18 protein-coding genes are annotated in these 21080 nt (G+C 66.7%); 8 read left to right on the top strand and 10 right to left on the bottom strand.

Annotation, left to right across the window (positions count from 1 at the left end):
• Positions 1–72 precede the first annotated feature (72 nt).
• The 7 genes from BST14_RS15560 to BST14_RS15530 all read right to left on the bottom strand — a co-directional run bounded on the left by BST14_RS15560 (position 73) and on the right by BST14_RS15530 (position 10658).
• Complete coding sequence (locus tag BST14_RS15560) at positions 73–744, bottom strand: DUF8185 domain-containing protein (RefSeq protein WP_083065245.1); 672 nt, start codon at positions 742–744, stop codon at positions 73–75.
• Complete coding sequence (locus BST14_RS15555; protein WP_083065244.1) at positions 732–1145, bottom strand: acyl-CoA thioesterase; 414 nt, start codon at positions 1143–1145, stop codon at positions 732–734. Before BST14_RS15555 ends, BST14_RS15560 begins: the two co-directional genes overlap by 13 nt.
• Positions 1142–5983 carry an NAD-glutamate dehydrogenase gene (locus BST14_RS15550; protein WP_083065243.1) on the bottom strand — a complete coding sequence of 1614 codons (4842 nt, stop codon included), beginning with the start codon at positions 5981–5983 and terminating at the stop codon, positions 1142–1144. The genes BST14_RS15555 and BST14_RS15550 overlap by 4 nt, the downstream gene beginning before the upstream one ends.
• A gap of 78 nt (positions 5984–6061) precedes the next feature.
• A complete protein-coding gene (ettA, locus tag BST14_RS15545; RefSeq protein ID WP_083065242.1) occupies positions 6062–7738 on the bottom strand; it encodes an energy-dependent translational throttle protein EttA in 1677 nt (558 codons plus the stop codon).
• A gap of 79 nt (positions 7739–7817) precedes the next feature.
• On the bottom strand, positions 7818–8297 hold the full coding sequence (locus BST14_RS15540; protein ID WP_083065241.1) for a single-stranded DNA-binding protein: 480 nt from the start codon (positions 8295–8297) through the stop codon (positions 7818–7820).
• 118 nt (positions 8298–8415) lie between these two features.
• Positions 8416–10476: a bifunctional copper resistance protein CopD/cytochrome c oxidase assembly protein gene (locus tag BST14_RS15535; protein ID WP_083065240.1), complete on the bottom strand. Its 2061-nt coding sequence runs from the start codon at positions 10474–10476 to the stop codon at positions 8416–8418.
• A 29-nt stretch (positions 10477–10505) separates the two neighbouring features.
• On the bottom strand, positions 10506–10658 hold the full coding sequence (locus tag BST14_RS15530) for a lysophospholipid acyltransferase family protein (protein ID WP_169926095.1): 153 nt from the start codon (positions 10656–10658) through the stop codon (positions 10506–10508).
• A 623-nt stretch (positions 10659–11281) separates the two neighbouring features.
• Here BST14_RS15530 and BST14_RS15525 point away from each other — a divergent pair.
• The 5 genes from BST14_RS15525 to BST14_RS15505 all read left to right on the top strand — a co-directional run bounded on the left by BST14_RS15525 (position 11282) and on the right by BST14_RS15505 (position 15512).
• Complete coding sequence (locus tag BST14_RS15525) at positions 11282–11770, top strand: hypothetical protein (RefSeq protein ID WP_142279421.1); 489 nt, start codon at positions 11282–11284, stop codon at positions 11768–11770.
• A gap of 4 nt (positions 11771–11774) precedes the next feature.
• Positions 11775–12794 carry an isopenicillin N synthase family dioxygenase gene (locus BST14_RS15520; RefSeq protein WP_083065237.1) on the top strand — a complete coding sequence of 340 codons (1020 nt, stop codon included), beginning with the start codon at positions 11775–11777 and terminating at the stop codon, positions 12792–12794.
• A 114-nt stretch (positions 12795–12908) separates the two neighbouring features.
• A complete protein-coding gene (locus tag BST14_RS15515; protein ID WP_245845417.1) occupies positions 12909–14372 on the top strand; it encodes an amino acid permease in 1464 nt (487 codons plus the stop codon).
• A 139-nt stretch (positions 14373–14511) separates the two neighbouring features.
• Entirely contained in the window at positions 14512–14790 is a 279-nt protein-coding gene (locus BST14_RS31705; RefSeq protein WP_083065236.1) for a LacI family DNA-binding transcriptional regulator, read from the top strand.
• On the top strand, positions 14724–15512 hold the full coding sequence (locus BST14_RS15505; RefSeq protein WP_083065235.1) for a LacI family DNA-binding transcriptional regulator: 789 nt from the start codon (positions 14724–14726) through the stop codon (positions 15510–15512). The genes BST14_RS31705 and BST14_RS15505 overlap by 67 nt, the downstream gene beginning before the upstream one ends.
• On the opposite strand, the gene BST14_RS15500 is transcribed toward BST14_RS15505, so the two are convergent.
• Positions 15509–16321 carry a carbon-nitrogen hydrolase family protein gene (locus tag BST14_RS15500; protein ID WP_083065234.1) on the bottom strand — a complete coding sequence of 271 codons (813 nt, stop codon included), beginning with the start codon at positions 16319–16321 and terminating at the stop codon, positions 15509–15511. The genes BST14_RS15505 and BST14_RS15500 overlap by 4 nt on opposite strands.
• Positions 16318–17484, bottom strand: coding sequence for a M24 family metallopeptidase (locus tag BST14_RS15495; protein ID WP_142279420.1), 1167 nt, complete (start codon positions 17482–17484; stop codon positions 16318–16320). Before BST14_RS15495 ends, BST14_RS15500 begins: the two co-directional genes overlap by 4 nt.
• Before the next feature lie 467 nt (positions 17485–17951).
• Between BST14_RS15495 and BST14_RS15490 the strand changes: the two genes are divergently transcribed.
• The 3 genes from BST14_RS15490 to BST14_RS15480 are packed head-to-tail and all read left to right on the top strand — an operon-like array spanning position 17952 to position 20749.
• The gene (locus BST14_RS15490) at positions 17952–18746 is read left to right on the top strand and encodes a creatininase family protein (protein WP_083065232.1); all 795 of its coding nucleotides are present in this window, start codon (positions 17952–17954) and stop codon (positions 18744–18746) included.
• Positions 18733–20115: a glutamate--ammonia ligase gene (locus tag BST14_RS15485; RefSeq protein WP_083065231.1), complete on the top strand. Its 1383-nt coding sequence runs from the start codon at positions 18733–18735 to the stop codon at positions 20113–20115. The genes BST14_RS15490 and BST14_RS15485 overlap by 14 nt, the downstream gene beginning before the upstream one ends.
• Positions 20116–20128: 13 nt before the next feature.
• On the top strand, positions 20129–20749 hold the full coding sequence (locus tag BST14_RS15480; protein ID WP_158085876.1) for a TetR/AcrR family transcriptional regulator: 621 nt from the start codon (positions 20129–20131) through the stop codon (positions 20747–20749).
• A gap of 13 nt (positions 20750–20762) precedes the next feature.
• Here BST14_RS15480 and BST14_RS15475 read toward each other — a convergent pair.
• A partial coding sequence (locus tag BST14_RS15475; protein WP_142279418.1) for a transposase occupies positions 20763–21080 on the bottom strand: 318 nt, incomplete at its 5' end.

The following is a 21080-nucleotide window of genomic DNA, read 5'->3' as shown; positions in this document are numbered from 1 at the left end:
TCTTCGGGAGCGGTCCTGCCCGCGACGGCTTTACACTCAGCCTGATCGGGAAATCGTCGACAGCCGGCCGCGTCAGCCCAGCAGCAGCGCGGGATCGCCGCGGCGGCGATACACCGAACCGAACCGGGCGTCGAGCCGCAACCACGTCGGCAGTATCCGCACCCGGATCAATTCGTCGGCGGCGACCGCAGCGGGTGACTGCGGCAGGAAACCCATCGCGGTCAACGCGAACACGCAGCGCATCGGCAGCCCGACCTGACCGTCGGCCGAGCTGACCTGAATGACCTCCTGGTCGAGCAAGGAAACGGGTGGGCCGTGAGAACTGCTGTGCTCCTTGGCCAGTTGAGCGCCTCGTTGCGCGAGGTCGAGCATCACCCGGGCCGGGATGTCCTCGAGGTGGGTGAAGCCGGATTCCGGCGGCAACGCCCCCCGCCACGCCGAATCCATGGCGAAGCCGGGATTGATGTACCCCGATTCATCCATCGCGGACAGGCCACGGGCCAGAGCGTCGGCGCCCACCGACAAATCGCCGGGCCGCACCTCGCCGACCACCACCCGGCTGGCCAGCACGTCGAAACCGGTTGCGACCCAGGCCGTCAGCAGCCCCTGCGACCGGGTCCTGAATCGGATGATCGCGGCGTCATCGAGTCGCAGGGCGCGTTCGACGAACGCGGCCAGATCCGCGCGGTGTGCGGCCCTGGCGTCGGCACCCAGCCAAAGTCCGCGGTCGGCTACCTGATCCACCGTTGTAGATACTCCCGATGTTGTGGCGAGAGTCGCACCAGGCGCTCCTCCTCGATGTGGACGGCGGCCAGTTGGGACTCTGCGACGACGGCGGGCTTGGACTCCGGAGCCGCGGAGACCGAACGCACCTCATAGCCCAGCGTGAAGTCGACCGCCCGTAGCCGCTTGGTCCACATCGTCACCTGCAGCGGTGAATCGATCAGCCGCAGCTGGCCCTTGTAGGTCACCTTGACCTCGGCGATGAGCAAACCGATGGTCATGATGTCGACCTCGAACGCTTCGCGCAGGAACTGGACGCGCGCCTCCTCGAGAATGGTGACCATGGTCGCGTGGTTGATGTGCTGATACATGTCGATGTCCGACCAGCGCACTGGCACGGGCGCGACGAAGCCGACGCTCAACTCGATGATCCTCTTCCACTGGTGCGGGTCATGCGACGAATTTGTCGCGCGGCGACGGACAGCGTCGCGAGATCCTTGTCTCCGCTCTCTTGGATCTCGATGAGTGTTCGGCGGGCCCGCTCCACCCTGGACGCGCTCAGGTGTTCCCACTCGGCGATCTTCTCTTCTCCACTTTCGTCCGGCTCCCCCACCGCGAGCACATCGAAGCACAGCGACCGCAACGAAGCATAGATGTCGTCACGAATCGCCAACCGCGCCAACGAATGCCAGCGGTCTCGCCGGGGCAGTTCGGATACCGCCGTCAACAGCCCGTCGGTGCCGAGGCGATCCATGAGCGCGAAATAGGTGTCAGCGACCTCGGCGGCGTCGATGTCGTTGATGTCTCCGATGTCGATGATGTCGAGCAGGCTGAAGCGGTAGAGGCCGGCGGCCACCAGGTAGGCCAGGTCCTCCGGTGCGCCCTGGGAGGCGAATTCGGCGGCTTCGGACTCCACGATCGCCTTGTCATCGCCGCGCAGCCACTCCGACATGCGCGGCGTCAGCGCCTGGACCTTGGCGGCGAACCGGTTGATCTCGGCCCCGACCGCCAGCGGCTGCGGACGGTAGTTGAGCAGCCACCGCGCGGCGCGGTCGATCAGCCGCCGGGTGTCCAGCGTGAGCCGATCCGACAGTGCGACCGGCAGATTCGCGGCGCGGATGCGTCGCCAGATGTCCCCCACCCCGAAGATCGCGTCGGTGGCGACGTAGGTGCGCACCGCGTCGACCGACCCCACGCCGACGTCTTCGGTGATCCGGAACGCGTAGCTGATCCCGGCCGCGTCCACCAGATCGTTGATCAGCATGGTGGTGACGATCTCGCGGCGCAGCTGGTGCGTGCGGATCTCCTGAGCAAACCGGTCCCGCAACGGCTTTGGGAAGTACAGCGGCAGCCGCGACGCGAACACGTCCTGTTCGGGCAGCTCGGTTCGGAGCATCTCGTCCTTGAGGCCCAGTTTCACGTGCGCCATCAAGGTGCACAGTTCCGGCGAGGTGAGCCCGATCCCGGCCTCGGAGCGGCGCCCGATCTCCTTCTCCGTGGGCAGCGCTTCCAGGTCGCGGTCGACGCCGCGCTCATCCACCAGGTACTGAATTTGCCTGGCGTGCACCGGAAGCAGGCTGGCCGCGTTGGCGCGGCTGGTACCGATCAGGTCGTTCTGCTCTTCGTTGTCGGTGAGCACCAGCTGCGCGACCTCGTCCGTCATCGATTCGAGCAGCGGCTTGCGCTCCTCCGGCTGGACCTTGCCCGCGGTCACCAAGGCATCGATCAGGATCTTGATGTTGACCTCGTGATCCGAGCAATCCACGCCGGCCGAGTTATCCATGGCATCGGTGTTGATCCGGCCACCCGCCAGGTCGAACTCCACGCGACCCAACGCCGTCACCCCGAGGTTGCCGCCCTCGCCGATCACTCTGGCGCGCACCTGGTTTGCGTTCACCCGCACGGGATCGTTGGCGCGGTCACCGACATCGGCGTCGGACTCGGACTCCGCCTTGATGTAGGTGCCGATGCCGCCGTTGAACAGCAGATCCACCGGCGCCTGCAGAATCGCCTTGATCAGACTGGGTGGCGTCATTTCGGTGACGTCGCCGTCGATGCCCAGCGCATCGCGAACCTGCGGGCTGACCGGGATCGCCTTGTGCTCACGGCTGTACACGCCGCCGCCCGCGCTGATCAACGACGCGTCGTAATCCTCCCAGCTGGAGCGCGGCAGGTTAAACATGCGCTGGCGTTCCTCCCAGGAAGCCGCGGCATCGGGATCGGGATCCAAGAAGATGTGCCGGTGGTCGAAGGCGGCGAGCAGCCTGATGTGCTTGCTCAGCAGCATGCCGTTGCCGAAGACGTCGCCGCTCATGTCACCGATCCCCACCACGGTGAAATCCTCGGCCTGCGTGTCGATGTCCATCTCCCGGAAGTGCCGCTTGACGGCCTCCCACGCGCCCTTGGCGGTGATGCCCATCGCCTTGTGGTCGTAACCGACCGATCCGCCGGACGCGAACGCGTCCCCCAGCCAGAACCCGTAGGACTTCGCCACATCGTTGGCGATGTCGGAGAAGGTGGCGGTGCCCTTATCGGCCGCGACCACCAGGTAGGCGTCATCGCCGTCGCGCCGGATGACTTCCGGTGGCGGGTTGACCTTTCCGGTCGCGTGGTCGACGTTGTCGGTGACGTCCAGCAGGCCGGAGATGAACAGCTGATAGCAGGCGACGCCCTCGGCGCGGCTGGCGTCGCGGTCGGTCGCGGCGTCGCCGGTGGGCAGCGGTGGCCGCTTGAGGACGAACCCGCCCTTGGCGCCGACGGGCACGATGACGGCGTTCTTGACGGCTTGCGCCTTGACCAGGCCTAAAATTTCGGTGCGGAAGTCGTCTCGACGGTCCGACCAACGCAGGCCGCCCCGGGCCACCGGGCCGAACCGTAGGTGCACGCCCTCGACCCGGGGCGAGTAGACGAAAATCTCGTATTTCGGGCGCGGCAGCGGTAGCTCGTCGACGAGCTGGGCGTCCAGCTTGATCGCCAACACGTTGCGCGCCCGGGCCGAACCCTCGCGTGTCACAAAGTAATTCGTGCGCAGCGTGGCCTGCACCAGCGATGCGAAGGCACGCAGGATGCGGTCGGTGTCCAGGCTCACCAGCGCGTCGATGTCGGCGGCGACCGCCGCGGCGGCCGCCTGCGCATCACGGCTCGACGATGGATCGGGGCGGGGGTCGAACAGCGCCTCGAAGAGCGCGACCAGCGATCGCGCGGTCGAGGGGTGCTCGTTGAGCACCGACTCGATATAGGACTGGCTGTAGGGAAAGTTGGCCTGCCGCAGATACTTTGCGTAGGCCCGCAGCAACACGACCTGCTGCCAGCGAAGGCCCGCCCGCATCACCAGCTCGTTGAACCGGTCGATCTCGAGGCGGCCCTGCCAGATAGCGGTGACCGCGTCGGCGAACCGCTCGGCCATCGCGTCGCGCTCGGCTTGCGTCGTGGCCAGCTGGACGGTCGGGTGCGGTGAGATCTTGAACTGATAGATCCACACCGGCAGGCCATCGGACCGCTCGACCGTGAACGGTCGCTCCTCGAGGACCACCACACCCATGCTCTGCAGCATCGGCAGCAGCTGGCTCAGCGATGCGGTGCGTCCGCCCAGGAACCAGGTCAGCTGGGCGGACCCGTCCTCGTTGTCGGTGAACACCAGCTTGACCGAGTTGTCTTGCAGCGCATTGATGATGGCGATGTGATCGATGGCGTCGGCCGGGGTGACGGCCTGCTTGTAGACCTCGGAGAAGGCGGCCGCGTAATACTCGGCGTCGGCATGACCTACCGAACCTTCGGCGGCGGCGGTGATGAGCCGGTCGGCCCAGGTCCGCGCGGCTTCGCTCAGCAGCGCCTGGATGCGGATCCGGTTGTCCTCGGAGACGTCGACCGGAGCGGCGTTGGGGCCTTCGGACGGCAGCCGGACCATGAAATGCATGAGGGCCCAGGGCGATTCGCTGACCCGGGCGGTGAATTCCAGCCGGGTGCCGCCGAATTCGTGCACCAGGATGTCCTCGATCTGCAGGCGCACCGCCGTGGTGTAGCGGTCACGCGGCAGATACACCAGGCAGGACACGAAGTACTGCAGGCGGTCGGCACGCAGGAACAGCAACGCGTTTCGTTGCGGGCCCAGGTCCACCACCGCTTTGGCCATCGCCAGAAGCCGTTCGGCGCTCAGCGTGAACAGCTCCGAGCGCGGGACGGTCTGGATGACGTCGAGCAGCAGCTGGCCCGGGTGGATCGGGTCGTTGTCGGCCATCGCCAGCGCCTCCCGGACCCGGCGCGAAATCGTCGGGATCTCCAGGACGTCGGCGTTCATGGCGGTCACCGTGAACAGCCCGACGAAGCGATGCTCGATCACCGCGCCGTCGACGCATTCGCGGACCGCGATGGCATACGGGTAGGCGCCGTAGCGCAGGTAGCTGCCCACCACGGATTGCGCCAGGACCAGCAGCCTGTGCTCGTCGGTCAGCCGGGGGCGCGAGCCGGTGCGGGTCCGCAGGACGCCGAGACCGGGTGTGCCGTCGCCGGAGACCCGGCCGTCGTGCGCGTGGCAGCGCTGATAGCCCAGCAGCAAGAAGTTGCCGTTGCCCAGCCAGCGCAGCAGTGCCGCGACGTCGTCGCGGTCGGGCGCCGAGAAGTGGTCGTCGGCGTTGGCCTCGACCTGCGCGGCCAGGTCGGTCAAGGCGGCGATCAGGGCCGTGGCGTCGCTGGCGACCTGTTGCACGTCGGCGAGCACCTTGGGCAGCAGCCGCTCGACCTCGGTGAGCCCCTTGCTGTCGACCGAAGGCAGCAGCTGCACGTGGATCCACGCCTCACCGTCGTACGGCGATGCGCCTTCGGGTTTCGCCTGCACGCGCAGCAGGTCGCCCTCGGGACTGCGCCGCACGTCGAACACCGGCGTCATGATCGCCGTGTACGGCACGCCGAGCCGGTGCAGCAGCACGGTGACCGAATCCATCAGCATGCCGCCGTGGTCGGTGACCACCTGCAGCGCGGGCCCGAACCCGGCGGGGTCTTCGGCCGGATAGACCGCGACGCGGCTTTCGCCGGCGGGCCGGTGCAGGCCGAGGCGATAGTGGGCGCTCAGCATGGCCGGGGTCACGACCGCCGCCGGAACGGTCAGTTCGATGGGCCTGGTTCCCGCGCCGCCCGACTCGTCGCTATGCGGACCGCGATAGCTCTCGATGTAGGCCCTCGAGATCCACTCGGGAATGTCCCGCTGCTGGGTGAAGGTCGTCCAAGGATCGAGATCCTGTCTAGCTCCGGGATCGATCGTCATGGCGATAGCTCCCAACTGGCGACGGTGGTCAGTGCGCTCGGTCGCCCCATTCGGAGGCGGTACGGGGCAGAGCTGACACTAGTCGCGCGTCAGCTTGCGGTGGGTCACCCTGTGCGGCCGTGCCGCTTCGGCACCGAGCCGTTCGATTTTGTTCTCCTCGTATGCCCCGAAGTTGCCCTCGAACCAGAACCACTTGGCCTCGTTGTCGCCGTCACCCTCCCAGGCCAGGATGTGCGTGCAGGTGCGGTCCAGGAACCACCGGTCGTGCGAAATCACCACCGCGCAGCCTGGGAACTGCTCGAGGGCGTTCTCCAGCGAACTCAGGGTTTCGACGTCGAGGTCGTTGGTGGGCTCGTCGAGCAGGATCAGGTTGCCGCCCTGCTTGAGCGTCAGCGCGAGGTTGAGCCGGTTGCGCTCGCCACCGGAGAGCACGCCGGCCGGCTTCTGCTGATCCGGTCCCTTGAATCCGAACGCCGACACGTAGGCCCGCGACGGCACCTCGGTCTGGCCGACCACGATGTGGTCGAGCCCGTCGGAGACGACTTCCCACACGTTCTTCTTCGGATCGATTCCGGCGCGGGTCTGGTCGACGTAGCTGAGCTTGACGGTCTCGCCGACCTTGACCGTGCCGCTGTCCGGTTGCTCGAGGCCGACGATGGTCTTGAACAGCGTGGTCTTACCGACCCCATTGGGGCCGATGACGCCGACGATGCCGTTGCGCGGCAGCGTGAAGGACAGGTCCTTGATCAGGGTGCGGCCGTCATAGCCCTTGTCGAGGTGCTCGACCTCGACCACCACGTTGCCCAGCCGCGGACCGACCGGGATCTGGATCTCCTCGAAGTCGAGCTTGCGCGTCTTCTCGGCCTCGGCGGCCATCTCCTCGTAGCGCTGCAGCCGGGCCTTGCTCTTGGCCTGACGCGCCTTGGCCCCGGAGCGCACCCACGCCAGCTCCTCGGCCAACCGCTTCTGCAGCTTGGCGTCCTTGCGGCCCTGGACGGCGATCCGGTCGGCCTTCTTCTCCAGGTAGGTGGAGTAGTTGCCCTCGTACGGGTAGGCGCGGCCGCGGTCGAGTTCGAGGATCCATTCGGCGACGTTGTCCAGGAAGTACCGGTCGTGGGTGACCGCCAGAATCGCACCCGCGTAGGACGCGAGGTGCTGCTCGAGCCACTGCACACTTTCGGCGTCGAGGTGGTTGGTCGGCTCGTCGAGGAGCAGCAGGTCGGGCTTGGACAGCAGCAGCTTGCACAGCGCGACGCGGCGCCGCTCACCGCCGGACAGGTTGGTCACCGGGGCGTCCGGCGGCGGGCAGCGCAGCGCGTCCATGGCCTGCTCGAGCTGGGAATCGAGGTCCCAGGCGTCGGCGTGGTCGAGCTCCTCCTGCAGCCGGCCCATCTCCTCCATCAACTCATCGGAGTAGTCGGTGGCCATCAACTCGGCGACCTCGTTGAAGCGGTCGAGTTTGACCTTGATCTCGCCCAACCCTTCTTCGACGTTGCCGCGGACGGTCTTTTCCTCGTTCAGCGGTGGCTCCTGCAGCAGGATGCCGACGGTCGCGTCGCTGGCCAGGAAGGCATCACCGTTGTTCGGCTTGTCCAGGCCCGCCATGATCCGCAAGACGCTCGACTTGCCGGCGCCGTTGGGTCCGACGACACCGATCTTGGCGCCTGGATAGAAGCTCAGTGTGACGTCGTCCAGGATCACCTTGTCGCCGTGCGCCTTGCGGACCTTTTTCATCGTGTAGATGAACTCAGCCATGCCGCGGTTGTGCCTTTCTGGTTTGCGAAGTGATCTCGCGGACCATCCTAGGCATCGCCCGGCGGCGGGAGCGCCGCCGCTAAGCGGTCAGCGGCAGCGGGCCGGTATCGGCGGACTCGGCGTCATCGGCGTCGCCGTCCTCACCGGCGGCGTCGGAGGCATCCGCGGGCGGTGTGGCGGCGTCGGTGGCCGTCGGACCGGTGTAGCCGGGGCGCTCGATGCGCACGATCGCACGGGACACGTCGGGCCCGACCGAGGTGGCGCGCATCTCCAGCGACGACCGGCGGTTGCCGTCACGGTCCTCGTACTCGCTGGTGTACACGTGGCCCACCACGATCACCGGCGCGCCCTTGCCCAATGCGGCGCCCACGCCGGTGACCAACTTGCCCCAGCAGTTGACGTTGATGAACAGCGAATTGCCGGGCTCCCAGCCGCCGTCCGCCGTGCGCCGCCGGGAATTGCTGGCGACGCGGAACTTGATGACCTCCTGGTTGCCGACCTGTCGACGTTCGGGGTTGTTGACGATGTGACCGACGACGGTGAGCGAAGTTTCGAACATGGGCTGATCCCTTCTCGATTGCGTTGGCTATGGCTGCCAGTAGGCCCGGCGGCACCGACGAACGCCGCGGGGAACAACCGGAGATGGCCGTCGCTGTGGAAGAAACCGGGACTGTGGATCAGTCGGGGTCGGTCGGGCCGGTCCGCCCGGCCGTCTCGCCCCGCGCCAGCTGCGCCAGCATGGCGTTGTAGGCCGCCAGCTCGGCGTCGTCGTCACGTTCGGCGGCCCGGTCCAACCGCTTGGCGGTGCGACGATCGCTGCGCGCCCACTGGATGAGCAGCGCGAGCATCACGATTACGAGGGGAAACTCCCCCGCCGCCCAGGCGATGCCGCCGCCCAGGCGCTGATCCCCCAGCAGGTCGGTGTGCCAGCTCAGATCGAGCGAACGGTAGTAGTCGGCACCGAGCACCTTCTTGGTGCCCATCAGCACCACCCCGAAGAAGGCGTGCAGCGGCAGTGAGGCGAATACCACCGCCACCTTGGCCAGCGGCGGGATCGGGCGCGGCGTCGGGTCGACCCCGATCACCACCCAATAGAACAGGTAGCCGCTCAGCAGGAAGTGCAGATTCATCGCCAGATGCCCGGCGTGGCTGCTCGCGGTGACGTCGAAGAGATTCGACAGATACAGGCCATAGAACCCGGCGACGAACAGCACGGTGGCCACCACCGGGTTGGTGAGGAACCGGGAGAAGCGGCTGTGCAGCGCGGCCAACAGCCATTCCCGCATGCCCGGCGGATCGTCGCGGCCGACCGCGGGCAGCGCCCGCAACGCCAGGGTGACCGGCGCGCCGAGCACCAGCAGGATCGGGATCAGCATCGACAGGCACATGTGGACCACCATGTGCATGCTGAACATCGCCGGCATGTAGCGGCCGACACCCGACGACGTCGTGAACAGCAACACGAGGCAGCCCAGCAGCCAGGAAAAGGTCCGGCCGGGCGGCCACTGGTCGCCGCGGCGGCGCAACCGCACTAACGCGGCCACATACAGCGCGGCGAAGACGATGGCCGCCGAACCGAAGATCAGGTCGAAGCGCCAGTCGAACAGGATGCGCGACACGGTCGGTGGTCCGTCGAAGTCGTACCCGATCTCGGCTTCGGGGATCGACGGCAACCGGGCCGGGGGCGGCGGCGGCGGGGTCCGGCCCAGCCCGACGGCGATGCCGAAGGTGAGGCCGAAAATGGCGGCCTCGATCAGCGTCATCCGCAACAGCGCACCACGCCCGCGGGCTGGGCCCGAATCCGCTTGCAGCGCAGCCACACTCACGCGTCGCTGGCGCCAGCCCAGCACCCCCAGCAGGCACAGCGCGACGAACTTCGCGGTGACCACCCGCCCATAGTCGGTGCTCAGCAGGTCGGACGGCTGCACGCGGACCAGCGCGTTGACCAGCCCGCTCACCGCCATCGCCACCCAACACCACAACGCGATCATCGAGAAACGCCGGGCGGCCAGCCCGAGGTGACCACCGCCCCGGAGGGCGTGGGCAAGCAAGGCGAGCATGCCACCGGCCCACAGGCTGGCTGCGATGAGGTGGATCAGCAGGCCGTTGGTGGCCAGGTCGTGCGAACCCCCGGCCGACGAATGACCGGTCAGCCCAAGGGGAATCAGCGTCGTCACCGACGCGGCGACCAGCACCGGTGTCCACGACCAGCGCAGCACCGATAGGCTCGCCACCGTGATCACCGCGGCCAAGATCGCGGTCCAGCGCCAGGCCGAGGCGTTGGTGATCAGGCCCGCCAACGACCACATCCGCGCCGGGGGAATGTCGGCGACGGCATGGCCGGACACGTCGGAGATGGTCAACGGGACCAGCAGGGCGGCGCACACCGCCCACACCCCCGAAGCCACCGTCCCCAGCCGAAGCGCCCGGTAGCCGTCGGCGTCCAGGACGCCGCTGCGCTGCGGCGGCACCAGGAACGCGGCGAACAGGAACGAGCCGGCCGCGAGCACCGCGCCGATCTCGCCCGCCGCCCGCACGAACGGCAGCCCCAACGTGGTCACCGGACCCGGGTCGGGCAGGCCCGTCACCGTCAGCGCGCTGGCCAGCGAGAGGGTTCCGATGCCGGCGGCGGTACACCCCGCCAGCACGGCGACGCCGGCCAGTACCGGCCACACGGGCGTGCGGCGCTGGGCGGAAGCCTCGGTCGAGGCCTTGCCGGCCGGCGGGGCGACGGTCATACCTTCAGGGTATGGGCGGGCCCGACCGGCTACCGAGTCTGGCTGTCCAGAAGGTGCTGACGCGCCTTGACCTCGCGGGCCACGAACTGATCGCGCGCGATCCGTCCGGCGTAGTCGAAGTCGTGCAGTTCGTGCGGGAAGGCGCGTCGCCTTCCGGCCAGGTCGGGCGCGGGCGGGATCAAATCTTGGAGCGCTTCAGCAAACCATCGTCGATGCCGCGACGGCCGCGGCCCGTTCGTCGCGGCGGCGCGTGTCGGCAACCTCCGCGACGGCGCGGATGCGTCCCGGCCCAGTGGCGGCTGCGAGGCAAACCGCGTTGTCCCGCACACACACGCATCGCCCAGCAAACGGCTCGACAAGCACCGGTTCGCCGCACAGGAAGCCAGACCGGCAACCCGCCCAGGCAACCGCAACCTAGCCCGAAGATGCTGTGCCCCAGCGTGTTTGACACTCGACGTGTGCGCGACCCGAAACAGGCTTGAAACACGGAGCTCATCAACATGATTCAAATGGCCCCTAACTTTCTGTCAGTCGATAGAAAATTAGGAGTGAATGGATGTGTGCATCGGCTCCGACGGTCGAAGATCTGTGTGGAGTCTGGTCGCGCCGCTCGATCCAGTGGCCAGACGGGCGGTCGGACACCACCACGCAGGTGACCTGGTTACAGGGTCGGCAATGGTTCGTCGACCTGCGCCGGCCCGCCGTGGATCCGGCGGTGAGCCCATCCCCGGGTGGCGAATGCGCGCCGCGGATGGACGCGTTTGCCGGCCGCCTTTGCCAACATTACTTGGACAGAACGCAATTCATGTGGCACCACACGATCGACTGGTCGCCAAACCGACGCCCCGACGTCGGGCGACTGAGGTGGGAAGGCGACACTCTCGTCGAGGAGGGCGTTCTCGAGCCATATCGCGAGGTGTGGATCCGGGCCGAACGCCACGAGCCGGAAGACTCGGCGACCGCATTGCTCCACAACGACACCGGACGGGTTGCCCTGCTGCTGCGGTCGGCCGGCGTCTTCGGGTACGCGGTGAGCCGTGGCCCCGACGGCCAAACCGGCCGCGGTCCCACGGACTGTGAGGTTGCGATCGGGACGATCGATGACAAGGGCTGGTGCGTAAGCAGCTCCACCAGAAGCGATGCGGCTGAGTTCTCGATCGTGGTCAACGTGGGCACATCGCATGCGCGGATGAGCGCGGACACTCCCATTGCCTCCCCCTGCCTATTGGCCGGACGCTGGCAGATCGGCGAGCTGACCGGCGACCCGGCCCTGCTTCAGACGAGTGAGGTGTAACCAGATGTCAGCTCCAACGTCGTTCGATGCGGTGCCCGAGATCGACATCTCCGGGTTGGCATCCGCGGATCCGTCGGTGAAAGCCGCAGTCTCGCAACAACTCGGCGAGGCCGCCCACCGGGTGGGATTCATGTACGTCAGCGGCAGCGGCGTACCGGATGAGGTCTTTGACCGCATGCACAGCGCGTCGCAGCGCTTCTTCGACCAGTCCATGGACGCAAAAATGTCGGTCTACATCGGCAACTCGACCAACCACCGCGGCTACGTGCCGCAGGGCGGCGAAGTGTTCGCCGGTGGAACCGCCGATATGAAGGAAGCCTACGATTGCGCGCGTCACCGCCCCGACCGCGCCGGCAGCACCGCCCTGAGCGGCCCCAATCAATGGCCGGCGCTCCCGGGCTTTGCCGAGGCCGTCACCGAATATTACGAGGCGGTGTTCGGCGCGGGCCGCGCGATCATGCGCGGGTTTGCGCTGTATTTGTCGGAGCCCGAAGACTATTTCGATCGGTTTTTGACCGATCCGCCGAGCCAGCTGCGGTTGATCCATTATCCGGTCGACGAGACGGCCACCGACAGCCCGGGTATCGGGGCGCATACGGACTACGAGTGCATCACCCTGTTGAAGGCGACCCAGCCGGGACTCGAGGTGCTCAACGGCGCCGGGCAGTGGATCGATGTGCCCCCCAGGCCGGGATGTTTCGTGGTCAATATCGGCGACATGCTAGAGCTCTGGACTAACGGCCTGTTCGTCGCCACCACGCACCGGGTACGCAAGGTGGTCAGCGAAAGATACTCCTACCCACTGTTTTTCAATGTCGACTACGACACGCTCGTCGAGCCGATGCCCAAACTCTGCGTCCCCGGCCAGCCGACACGCGGCCGGCTCAAAGCCGGCGACCACCTGTTTGCGCAGACCGCGCAGAGTTTCGTCTACCTACGAGACCGCATCGAAGCGGGCGAGCTTGCCCTGCCGGCCGGCTCGCTGGCCTTATCGTCATTCGGCCATCCCACTCCACAATCTTGACGGCCAGTCGTGAAGGGAAAGATGATGGAACACACCCTTATTGAACAAGAACAAGACGTCAGCGAGAGCCGCGCTCTGGCCTCCTTCGGCTACCAACAGCAGCTCCATCGGAAAATGGGAAGATTCGCGTCCTTTGCGGCGGGCTTCTCCTTCATCTCCGTGCTGACCGCCGTGTTCCAGCTGGCCGGGCTGGGCTTCAGTTTCGGCGGGCCCGCCTACGTGTGGACATGGCCGGTGGTGCTGGGCGGACAGCTGCTGGTCGCGCTGTGCTTCGCCGAACTCGCTGCCCGATACCCGCTTTCGGGCGCGATCTATCAATGGGCTAGCCGGCTGGCCAACCCCGTCTTCGGCTGGTTCGCCGGGTGGATCATGATCATCGGCCAGATCGTCGTCATGACCAGCGCCGCCGTCGCCCTGCAAGTGGTGTTACCCGAGATCTGGTCCGGTTTCCAGCTGGTAGGCGGCGACCCGTCACCCACATCCAGCTCCGGTGCCCATAACGCAATCCTGTTGGCGGGCATATTGATGACGCTGACCACCATCGTCAACGTCATCGGCATCAAGCTGATGTACATCATCAACAACTGCGGCGTCGTGTCGGAGATAACCGGCGCCGTCGCCATCATCATCCTGCTGCTCGTGCATAGCCGCCGCTCGGGCGAGGTTTTGGCGAGCACCGGCACCATCGACCATGCCGGATACTTCGGCGCTTTACTGTGCGCCTCGTTCACCGCCGCGTATGTGCTGGTGGGCTTCGACAGCGCCAGCGAGATGTCCGAAGAGACCCACAATGCGCGAAGGATTGCGCCGCGCACCATATTACGCGCATTGTCGGCGGCCGGCGTCCTGGGCTTCGGAATCATCGTCGTGACCGTGCTGGCCGCGCCCAGCCTCAGCGACGGCCGGCTCGCCGGCGAGGGACCCGCATACGTGGTGGCGACCGTATTGTCCGGAGCGACTGGAAAGATCCTGCTGATCATGGTGGCGATTGCGATTTGTGTCGCAACATTGGCGATTCAGACGGCCGGCTCTCGCATGCTGTTCTCGATGGCCCGCGACCGTCGCACCCTGTTCCATGCCGCGCTGTCCCGCGTACCCCGTCGGACCGGAACCCCCGCGGCCGCGGCCATCGCGATCGGGCTCGGCGCCATCGCGGTACTGCTGCTCAACCTCGGGCCGCAAGCCGCTTTCGTGGCAATGGAATCCACGTGCATCATCATCATTTACCTGGCCTACCTCATGGTCACCGGCGCAATGCTGTTCAACCGGCTGCGTGGCGAGGCCGTGTTCATTGCCGGCGCCGTCGATGATCACGGGCAACGTGCCTTCAGCATGGGGCGTGCCGGGTTGTGGGTCAACGTCTTGGCGGTGGGATACGGGGCGGCGATGTTCATCAACCTCATCTGGCCGCGCCAAGCCATCTATGACCCCCAGGGCGGTCACTGGTATCTGCAATATTTCCCGTTGGTGTTCACCGCCGGCACCCTCGTCGTCGGTGCCGTGCTTTACAGCGCGGTCCACCGCGGGCCGCAGCAGGTGCACGGCACGCAGTGGGCGATGGTCCCCGCCGCCGAGTGACCCCGGGCCGCCCTGACGGCTCGGGCGGCCGGGTCGGCGCGGCCCTGACACCCGAATCCTGGTGTAACCTCACGGCTGAATCGTTTCGGCAGTCTCTCCTGAGGCGGGGTGTGGTGGGCCTTATCATCGCGGGCAGTGCATGGCCCGGATAGCCGATCGCAGCAGGGTGACCATCAAAGACGTGGCGCGGGCCGCCAACGTCTCGGTCACAACGGTTTCCGATGCGCTATCGGGCAATGGCCGGTTGACGGCCAAGACCCGCAGCCGGGTGCGCGCGGTGGCCGACAACTGGGTTACCGACCCAGTGCCGCCGCGCGCAGCCTGGTCGGTGCACGCACCGGGCTGCTGGTCATGTCGGTCAGCGCACCGGGAACCGAGGCCGCCTCGTTGTGGAGTATCGACTTCTTCGTCAACCTGATGACCGCCGCGGCCATTCGGTCGTCGACGCACGGGTTCGCGTTGGCGTTGTCACCAGAATCGTTGCCGCCCAACCTTTCTTACGACGGCGCGATCGTCGTCGATCCCACCGCCGACGACGAGAGCCTGCTGGTGCGGGCCACCCGCGCCGGCCTTCCGGTGGTCACCGTGGGCCGGACGACGGCAGACCATCCCTGGGTCGACAACGACTACCCCACCGTCATCCCCGCCGTCCTGGACCACCTCCGCGCCTCCGGAGCGCGCAGACCCGCACTGCTGGCCGGCGATCCGACAGCATCGTATGTACGTGACACCGTTGAGCACTACACCCGGTGGTGCCGAGCGCATCGCTGTGCCAGCCGGATCTCCTACGTCGACGGCGGCAGCACCGAGGAGTCCGGACGTGCTGCGGCGAAGCGGCTGCTGTCGGGTCGCGGCCGGTCCGACGCCATGCTGGCCACGCTGGATCGGCTCGCTTTGGGCGTCACCGCGGCGGCCGGCGAACTCGGCTTGTCGATACCCGACGACGTTCTGGTGGCCGCGCTGGGCGACAGCACGATGATCCAGCACTTGCCGGTGCCGATCACCGCTGTTGACCTGATGCCCGCCGAAATGGGCGCGGTGGCAATAGATTCGCTGGTGGCACGGATCAACGGTGGCGACGTGGCACGGCAATGCATCGTGCCGGGGCGTCTGCTGCCGCGGGCAAGCTCGCAGCGTTAGGACGGCCGGTTATGGGACCGGTACAGCTCCGGTCGGAGATGGCGCAGGTAGTCGACCTGGGCGGGCGGGTCGCGGCGCAGGGTCACGTCGACGGCGCGAACCCGTTGCCCGCAGCCCAGATCGGCCACGACACGACCGCTCGGGTCGACGACTCGTGACCCACCGGTGAAATCGAAACCCGATTCGCTGCCAGTACGGTTCACATATACCAGCGGAATGCGATTGTCGAGGGCGCGTGCGCGCGACGCCACCAGATGATCCTCGTAAAACGGCGCCATGTTCGCCGCGATCACGATGAAGACGTCGGGGCGTTGGAAGGCAAGGGTACGAGCCACTTCGGCGATCTCCATGTCGAAGCAGATCATCGGGGCCAGCCGTGCCGACGCTACGTCTATGCACGCCAGCTCCCCACCCGCATCGAAGGCGCTCGACTCGACACCGAAAAGGTGGGTCTTTCGATAGTTTCCCGCGATCTCTCCCCCGGCGCCGACGACCAGCATCGAGTTGTGAACCCGTCCGCCGGCGCCCCGCTCGAGATAACCTCCGACGAACGCGGTTTCGGATTCCGCACAGGCTCGGCGGATCGCCGATACCGACGTCGAGTCGATGCCCAGCGCCAACTCCGCGGGACGATCGGTTTGATACCCCGTGACAAACAATTCGGGGAATACGGCAATGTCGCTGTCCGGATTCCTGTTGAGCAAGGCCCGAATCCGCCGGACATTTGCGTCGACGTCACGCGCGACCGGGCTTTCCTGTACCAGCAGCAAGCGCAGCCGGCCCGAGCCGTCGCGGCCGGCCCGCGTCACAGGCCGTCGAGACCGTAGCCTGCCGGCGAGAGCCTTCGCAGGCCGCCGCGCTCGACGACGTAGTTGTCTTCGAGCTTGAGCAGGATGTAGCGCCCGTCGACCTCCAGGCCCGTCTCCGGCTCCAGGGCGATAACGCTGTTCTCGACCAGCACTTGATCGCGATCGGTCAGCGATCCGCGGTAGACCGTCGGCAGTTCACACGCGCGCAGGCCCACCCCGTGCCCGATCGCGTACGGCGTGGTGGGCAAGCCCTCGGAGCGCAAGTAGTTGTTCACCGCCTCATCGATGCGTGACACGCGCACACCGGGTTTGGCGGCCTCGGCGACAATTTCGTGCGCCTTGAGTAGCTTGGCGTAAGCCGTTTTGATCTCGGCGCGCGTGTCGCCGCCCACGAAGCCGGTCCGCGCGATGTCCGAGGCGTAGCCGCACCGGCCGTACAGGCCGATGTCGAAGAAGTACGGATCGCCTTCGGCGAGCACGGTGCCCTCGGCGAACCACCCGCCGTCGCCACGGCCATGGTTACACAACGAATGACTCAGGAACTCCGGCCCGCTGGCTTGCAGGCTCGCCATGATCGTCGCCAGCACGTCGTGGTCGGTCATCCCGGCCTCGGCAGCCTTGAATCCGGCCTCTGCGCCCAGCGAATTGACGATGCTGGCATCTTCGAGCAGTCGGATCTCCTCCGGGGTTTTACGGATGCGAATGTCGTAGAGCTCGCGACCGATCGGGACGAAGTCCGCCGCGGGAAGGGCGCCTTTGAGGCGTTGCAGCACAGCCGGATCGATCAATTCGATCCCCACCTTTGTGGCTCCCGTCAACGCTCCGGTCAAACCCGCAGTCCACGTCTCGGGATGCCCGACCATCGGCGACCACGAAGGCATCGGATGGATCTTGCGGATCCAGGGCAGGTCTTCGACGGGCGCGGCGTGCGTCTCGTCGATCCACGGTGCAAAGATCTCGGTCCCGCCGTCGCGATCGACGACGGCGGCGAACCAGTCGAACGCCTCGGCGATGATCTGCGTGCGGTAATCCGTCGCGTAGCGGATGTGGTCGAACCCCGTCAGCAGCAGGTGTGATAGCCCGTGTCGGCGCATCAGATCGGCGACCGCTTCGCGGCGATCGTTGCGCAAGCGATTGACGTCGACGGCAGACCAGTCATACATGGTGGTGTCCTTCCGGTGCGGCCGCGGATCGCGGGAACACTTGCGATTGAACAAGACTCGTCACAGATAGCGAGCTCGACGCCATCCTTGCAGAAACGTTCCGGCATGTCCACCGCGGCAACGCGGGCGGTGGTCGCCGTGCGGGCAAATCTGCGAAATGCGTTGGTGTTGCTGCGGTCACACCGCACTCGGCTTCCGCCGGAGTCATCCGTTACATCGCGGACACTTCTCGGAAATGGCGTCGACACGAGTGCCGCCTAGCGTCCACCTCAGATCCCCGACGGGGGTCCGCGCCTAGGGTTCCGCTCGCGAGAGGCCTGGACCGAGGGGGCACCCGCACACGCTCGTGCGGTACACCAGGGGACAAAAGCCCGGAAGGATCGCGGAGCCTGCGCTCCGAATCATCGGAGGGCACCAGTGCCTCTGGTAACGCCCGTTCGTCGGTACCCCCGGCGGTCTGCGGTCTCATGAGATGGGGCGAATGCACGTCGACGCGGATCGCACGGCTCGAGCTGGACGGCCGCGTCGGCCTCGTTCCGGTGGGCGCGACCGAACAGCACGGGCCGCACCTGCCGACCGACACCGATACCCGGATCGCGCAGGCGATATGTGATGCCGCCGCGGCCAGCTGTGCTGCCACGATCGTGTTGCCGCCGGTAAGCATCGGCTGCAGCCTGGGCCACGGCACGGCCTTCCCCGGCACCCTGTCGCTGTTTCCGGAGGAGCTGGCCAGGCTACTGATCCGGATGGCCGAGTGGTCGGCGCTGAGCGGTCTGCGGAAGCTGATCTTCGTCAACGCGCACATGGGAAACGTTGCGGCGCTGGGGATGGCAACCGACCGGCTGCGATTCGTGCGGCCCGACCTCAGATCGACGTGGGTCGACTGGTGGGATGCCACCCCGGCGATCACCGCCGAGGTGATGGCCGATGGTGCGGACATCCACGCCAATCGTGCGGAAACCTCGCTGGCGTTGCACTTGTTCCCGGACCTGGTCGACCGGCCGGCGATGCTCGATGCGGATGACCCAGACCGCACCGGCGCGTTGGTCTTTCGTTACACCGCCGAGGTGCTGTCGGGCAACGGCGTCACCGGTCAGCCATCGCGGGCCACGGCCTCACTGGGCAACAGTCTCTTCGACGCTGTCGTGGAGGTCGTCGTCCACAAGGTTCTGGCCGGAGTCTCCGAAGAGCCGCCGTTGCCACGGCCGGCGCACCCGCCGTGCACACTTCGATTCGAGGAGGCAACCGATGGACACGGTTAACGCCGTGCAGCCCGCACACCGGGAGATCGCGGAGGCGCTGGGACGCCAGGGGGTGAAGTACGCCCTGAGCTCATGGATCGATGTCCATGGCCGGCCCAAATCGAAGGTGGTGCCCATCGAGCGGCTCCCCGAGATGCTGGCCGGGTCCGAGCGATTCACTCCCCGAGGCATCACCGGCTTCGGCGCAATGGACCCGCACGAAGAAGAGTCCGTGGCGCTGCCGGACCTTGCGACGCTGCGGCAGCTTTCCTGGGACAAGCGGTTCGTGTGGATGGCCGCCGATTTGATGCTGGGCGGCACCACGGCGCATGACCAGTGTCCGCGCAATATCTTGAAAGCCCAACTGGGTCGAGCGCGAGATCTGGGTTTCGACTTCAAGCTGGGCGTCGAGACGGAAGTCTTCGTGTTCGACCCGGCGCGGCCCGGCGACGGGACCGGTTACCTGAACCCGCTCGCCCGGACCGGCGGATTGAAGCCCAGCCCCGCCTACGACGCCGAAGCCACGCTGGACGCCGCAGGCTTCCTCGACGACTTCGTGAGTGCCCTGCAAGACAGCGACTTCGGGGTGTTCAGCTTCGACCACGAAGGTGGTGACGGCCAATACGAGTTCGACTTCGCCTACGACGACGCGCTCGAGATGGCCGACCGGATCACCTACTTTCGCTTGATGATTCGGCAGATTGCCAAGCGGCACGGGCTGGCCGCCACCTTCATGCCCAAGCCATACACCGAGGCATGGGGATCGGGGCACCACTACAACATGAGTCTCGTGTCGTCCAGCACGGGAAAAAATGTGATGTGCGACGCCGCCGATCCGCGTGGATTAGGTTGGAGCCCAACGACATACCGATTTATTGCGGGCCTGATGTGCCACGCGGATGCCCTCGCGGCGGTCGTGACACCCACTGTGAATTCCTACAAGAGGCTGAACCCCCGCCTGGCCGACGGCACGGCGTCGTGGGCACCGGCCTGGTCGGCATACGGCGTACAGAACCGGTCGTGCATGCTGCGTCTACCGAAAAACCGTCCAGCGATCGAAAACCGCGCCGTCGACTCGGCGGCCAACACCTACCTGGCGGCCGCCTTCCTGCTGGCGGCCGGCCTCGACGGGCTGGAACATGCGAGGGATCCCGGAGATCCGGTGGACGTGGCGTTGACGGACACCCGGCCGAATCCCACGCTCAACGCGGTCCGGTTGCCGCGCAACCTACTTGAGGCCACGGAGGCATTTGCCCGCAGCGAACTCGCCGGTCGCGTCTTCCCCAAGCGCTTCGTCTCCGAATACGTCGACATGAAATACGCGGAGTGGGATTCCTACCACAGCACGGTCACCGATTGGGAACGTGACCGCTATCTGTATTCGCTCTGAGACGGGGTGGACCGTGGCACACTCTTCCGGATTGTCGACGCGCTCCCAACATCGCCGCCGGGCGGTGTTGCGGTCCACCGTGGCCGTGCTGCGGCGACGCGGATTCGACGCGGTCACCAGCCGGGCCGTCGCCCAAGAAGGGGGCCTGCCGGAACAGACGGTGCGGGCCTTCTACGCGTCGCGTGACGACCTGCTGGCCGCCGGATTGAAATTCATGCTGAACGGGTGGATCGAACAAGCCAACGATTTCGTCAGGCGTCTGCCCTGCCAGCTCGACCTCAGCGAAACGGCTCGTCTGATCACCGAGGTCGCGACGGTGCACCCGGCCGAGGACGGATCGTTGACCCGCGCAACGATCTCGGGCGTGTACGAGCGCTACCTGCAGGCGGGGAAGCACTCCGAGCTGACCTCGTTGGTCGGCGCTTACAACGAAATCCTGGCCGGCCTGGTTTCACAGGTGCTGGCCCGCAACGGCCGGTCCGTCGGCCCGCACGTGGCCCGTGCCGTCCTCGCCGTCGCCGACGGCACCGTTCTTTACGAACTCGCGGCCGGCGAGAATCCCGTGCCCCGGGCCATCGAGATGCTCGAGTTCGCCATCCCGCGGCTGTGTGCGCCGGCGCCATCGGCACCGTGACGCGCCACGCCGGCTAGGGCGTGTCTGACAAATGGGGTAGCCAGAGGGTGATGGCGCGTAGGACTGCTGCGCCGCGGTAGACGACGGCGAGTTTGTCGTAGCGGGTGGCCAATCCACGCCATTGCTTAACGACGTTGAAGTTGCGTTCAACGACGTTGCGGGCCTTGTAGTCCTCGGCGTCGAAGGCCGGTGGTCGTCCGCCGCGCGATCCTCGCCGCTTGCGGTGGGCGACCTGATCAGACGGTTCGGGAATCACCGCGCCGATCCCACGTCGGCGTAGTCGAGTGCGGGTCGCGCGGCTGGAATAGGCCCGATCCCCGCGGACGCGATC

The organism is Mycobacterium arosiense ATCC BAA-1401 = DSM 45069, from assembly GCF_002086125.1.
Classification (GTDB): Bacteria; Actinomycetota; Actinomycetes; order Mycobacteriales; family Mycobacteriaceae; genus Mycobacterium; species Mycobacterium arosiense.
Note: the sequence above shows the minus strand (reverse complement) of the source record. Positions and strands in the feature narration are given on the sequence as shown.

Excerpts from the sequence above, each read along its gene's own strand:
- BST14_RS15550 (WP_083065243.1), bottom strand. The coding sequence starts at position 5,983 with ATGACGATCGATCCCGGAGCTAGACAGGATCTCGATCCTTGGACGACC.
- ettA (WP_083065242.1), bottom strand. The coding sequence starts at position 7,738 with ATGGCTGAGTTCATCTACACGATGAAAAAGGTCCGCAAGGCGCACGGC.
- BST14_RS15540 (WP_083065241.1), bottom strand. The coding sequence starts at position 8,297 with ATGTTCGAAACTTCGCTCACCGTCGTCGGTCACATCGTCAACAACCCC.
- BST14_RS15535 (WP_083065240.1), bottom strand. The coding sequence starts at position 10,476 with ATGACCGTCGCCCCGCCGGCCGGCAAGGCCTCGACCGAGGCTTCCGCC.
- BST14_RS15525 (WP_142279421.1), top strand. The coding sequence starts at position 11,282 with ATGTGGCACCACACGATCGACTGGTCGCCAAACCGACGCCCCGACGTC.
- BST14_RS15520 (WP_083065237.1), top strand. The coding sequence starts at position 11,775 with ATGTCAGCTCCAACGTCGTTCGATGCGGTGCCCGAGATCGACATCTCC.
- BST14_RS15515 (WP_245845417.1), top strand. The coding sequence starts at position 12,909 with ATGGGAAGATTCGCGTCCTTTGCGGCGGGCTTCTCCTTCATCTCCGTG.
- BST14_RS31705 (WP_083065236.1), top strand. The coding sequence starts at position 14,512 with ATGGCCCGGATAGCCGATCGCAGCAGGGTGACCATCAAAGACGTGGCG.
- BST14_RS15505 (WP_083065235.1), top strand. The coding sequence starts at position 14,724 with ATGTCGGTCAGCGCACCGGGAACCGAGGCCGCCTCGTTGTGGAGTATC.
- BST14_RS15495 (WP_142279420.1), bottom strand. The coding sequence starts at position 17,484 with ATGTATGACTGGTCTGCCGTCGACGTCAATCGCTTGCGCAACGATCGC.
- BST14_RS15490 (WP_083065232.1), top strand. The coding sequence starts at position 17,952 with ATGAGATGGGGCGAATGCACGTCGACGCGGATCGCACGGCTCGAGCTG.
- BST14_RS15485 (WP_083065231.1), top strand. The coding sequence starts at position 18,733 with ATGGACACGGTTAACGCCGTGCAGCCCGCACACCGGGAGATCGCGGAG.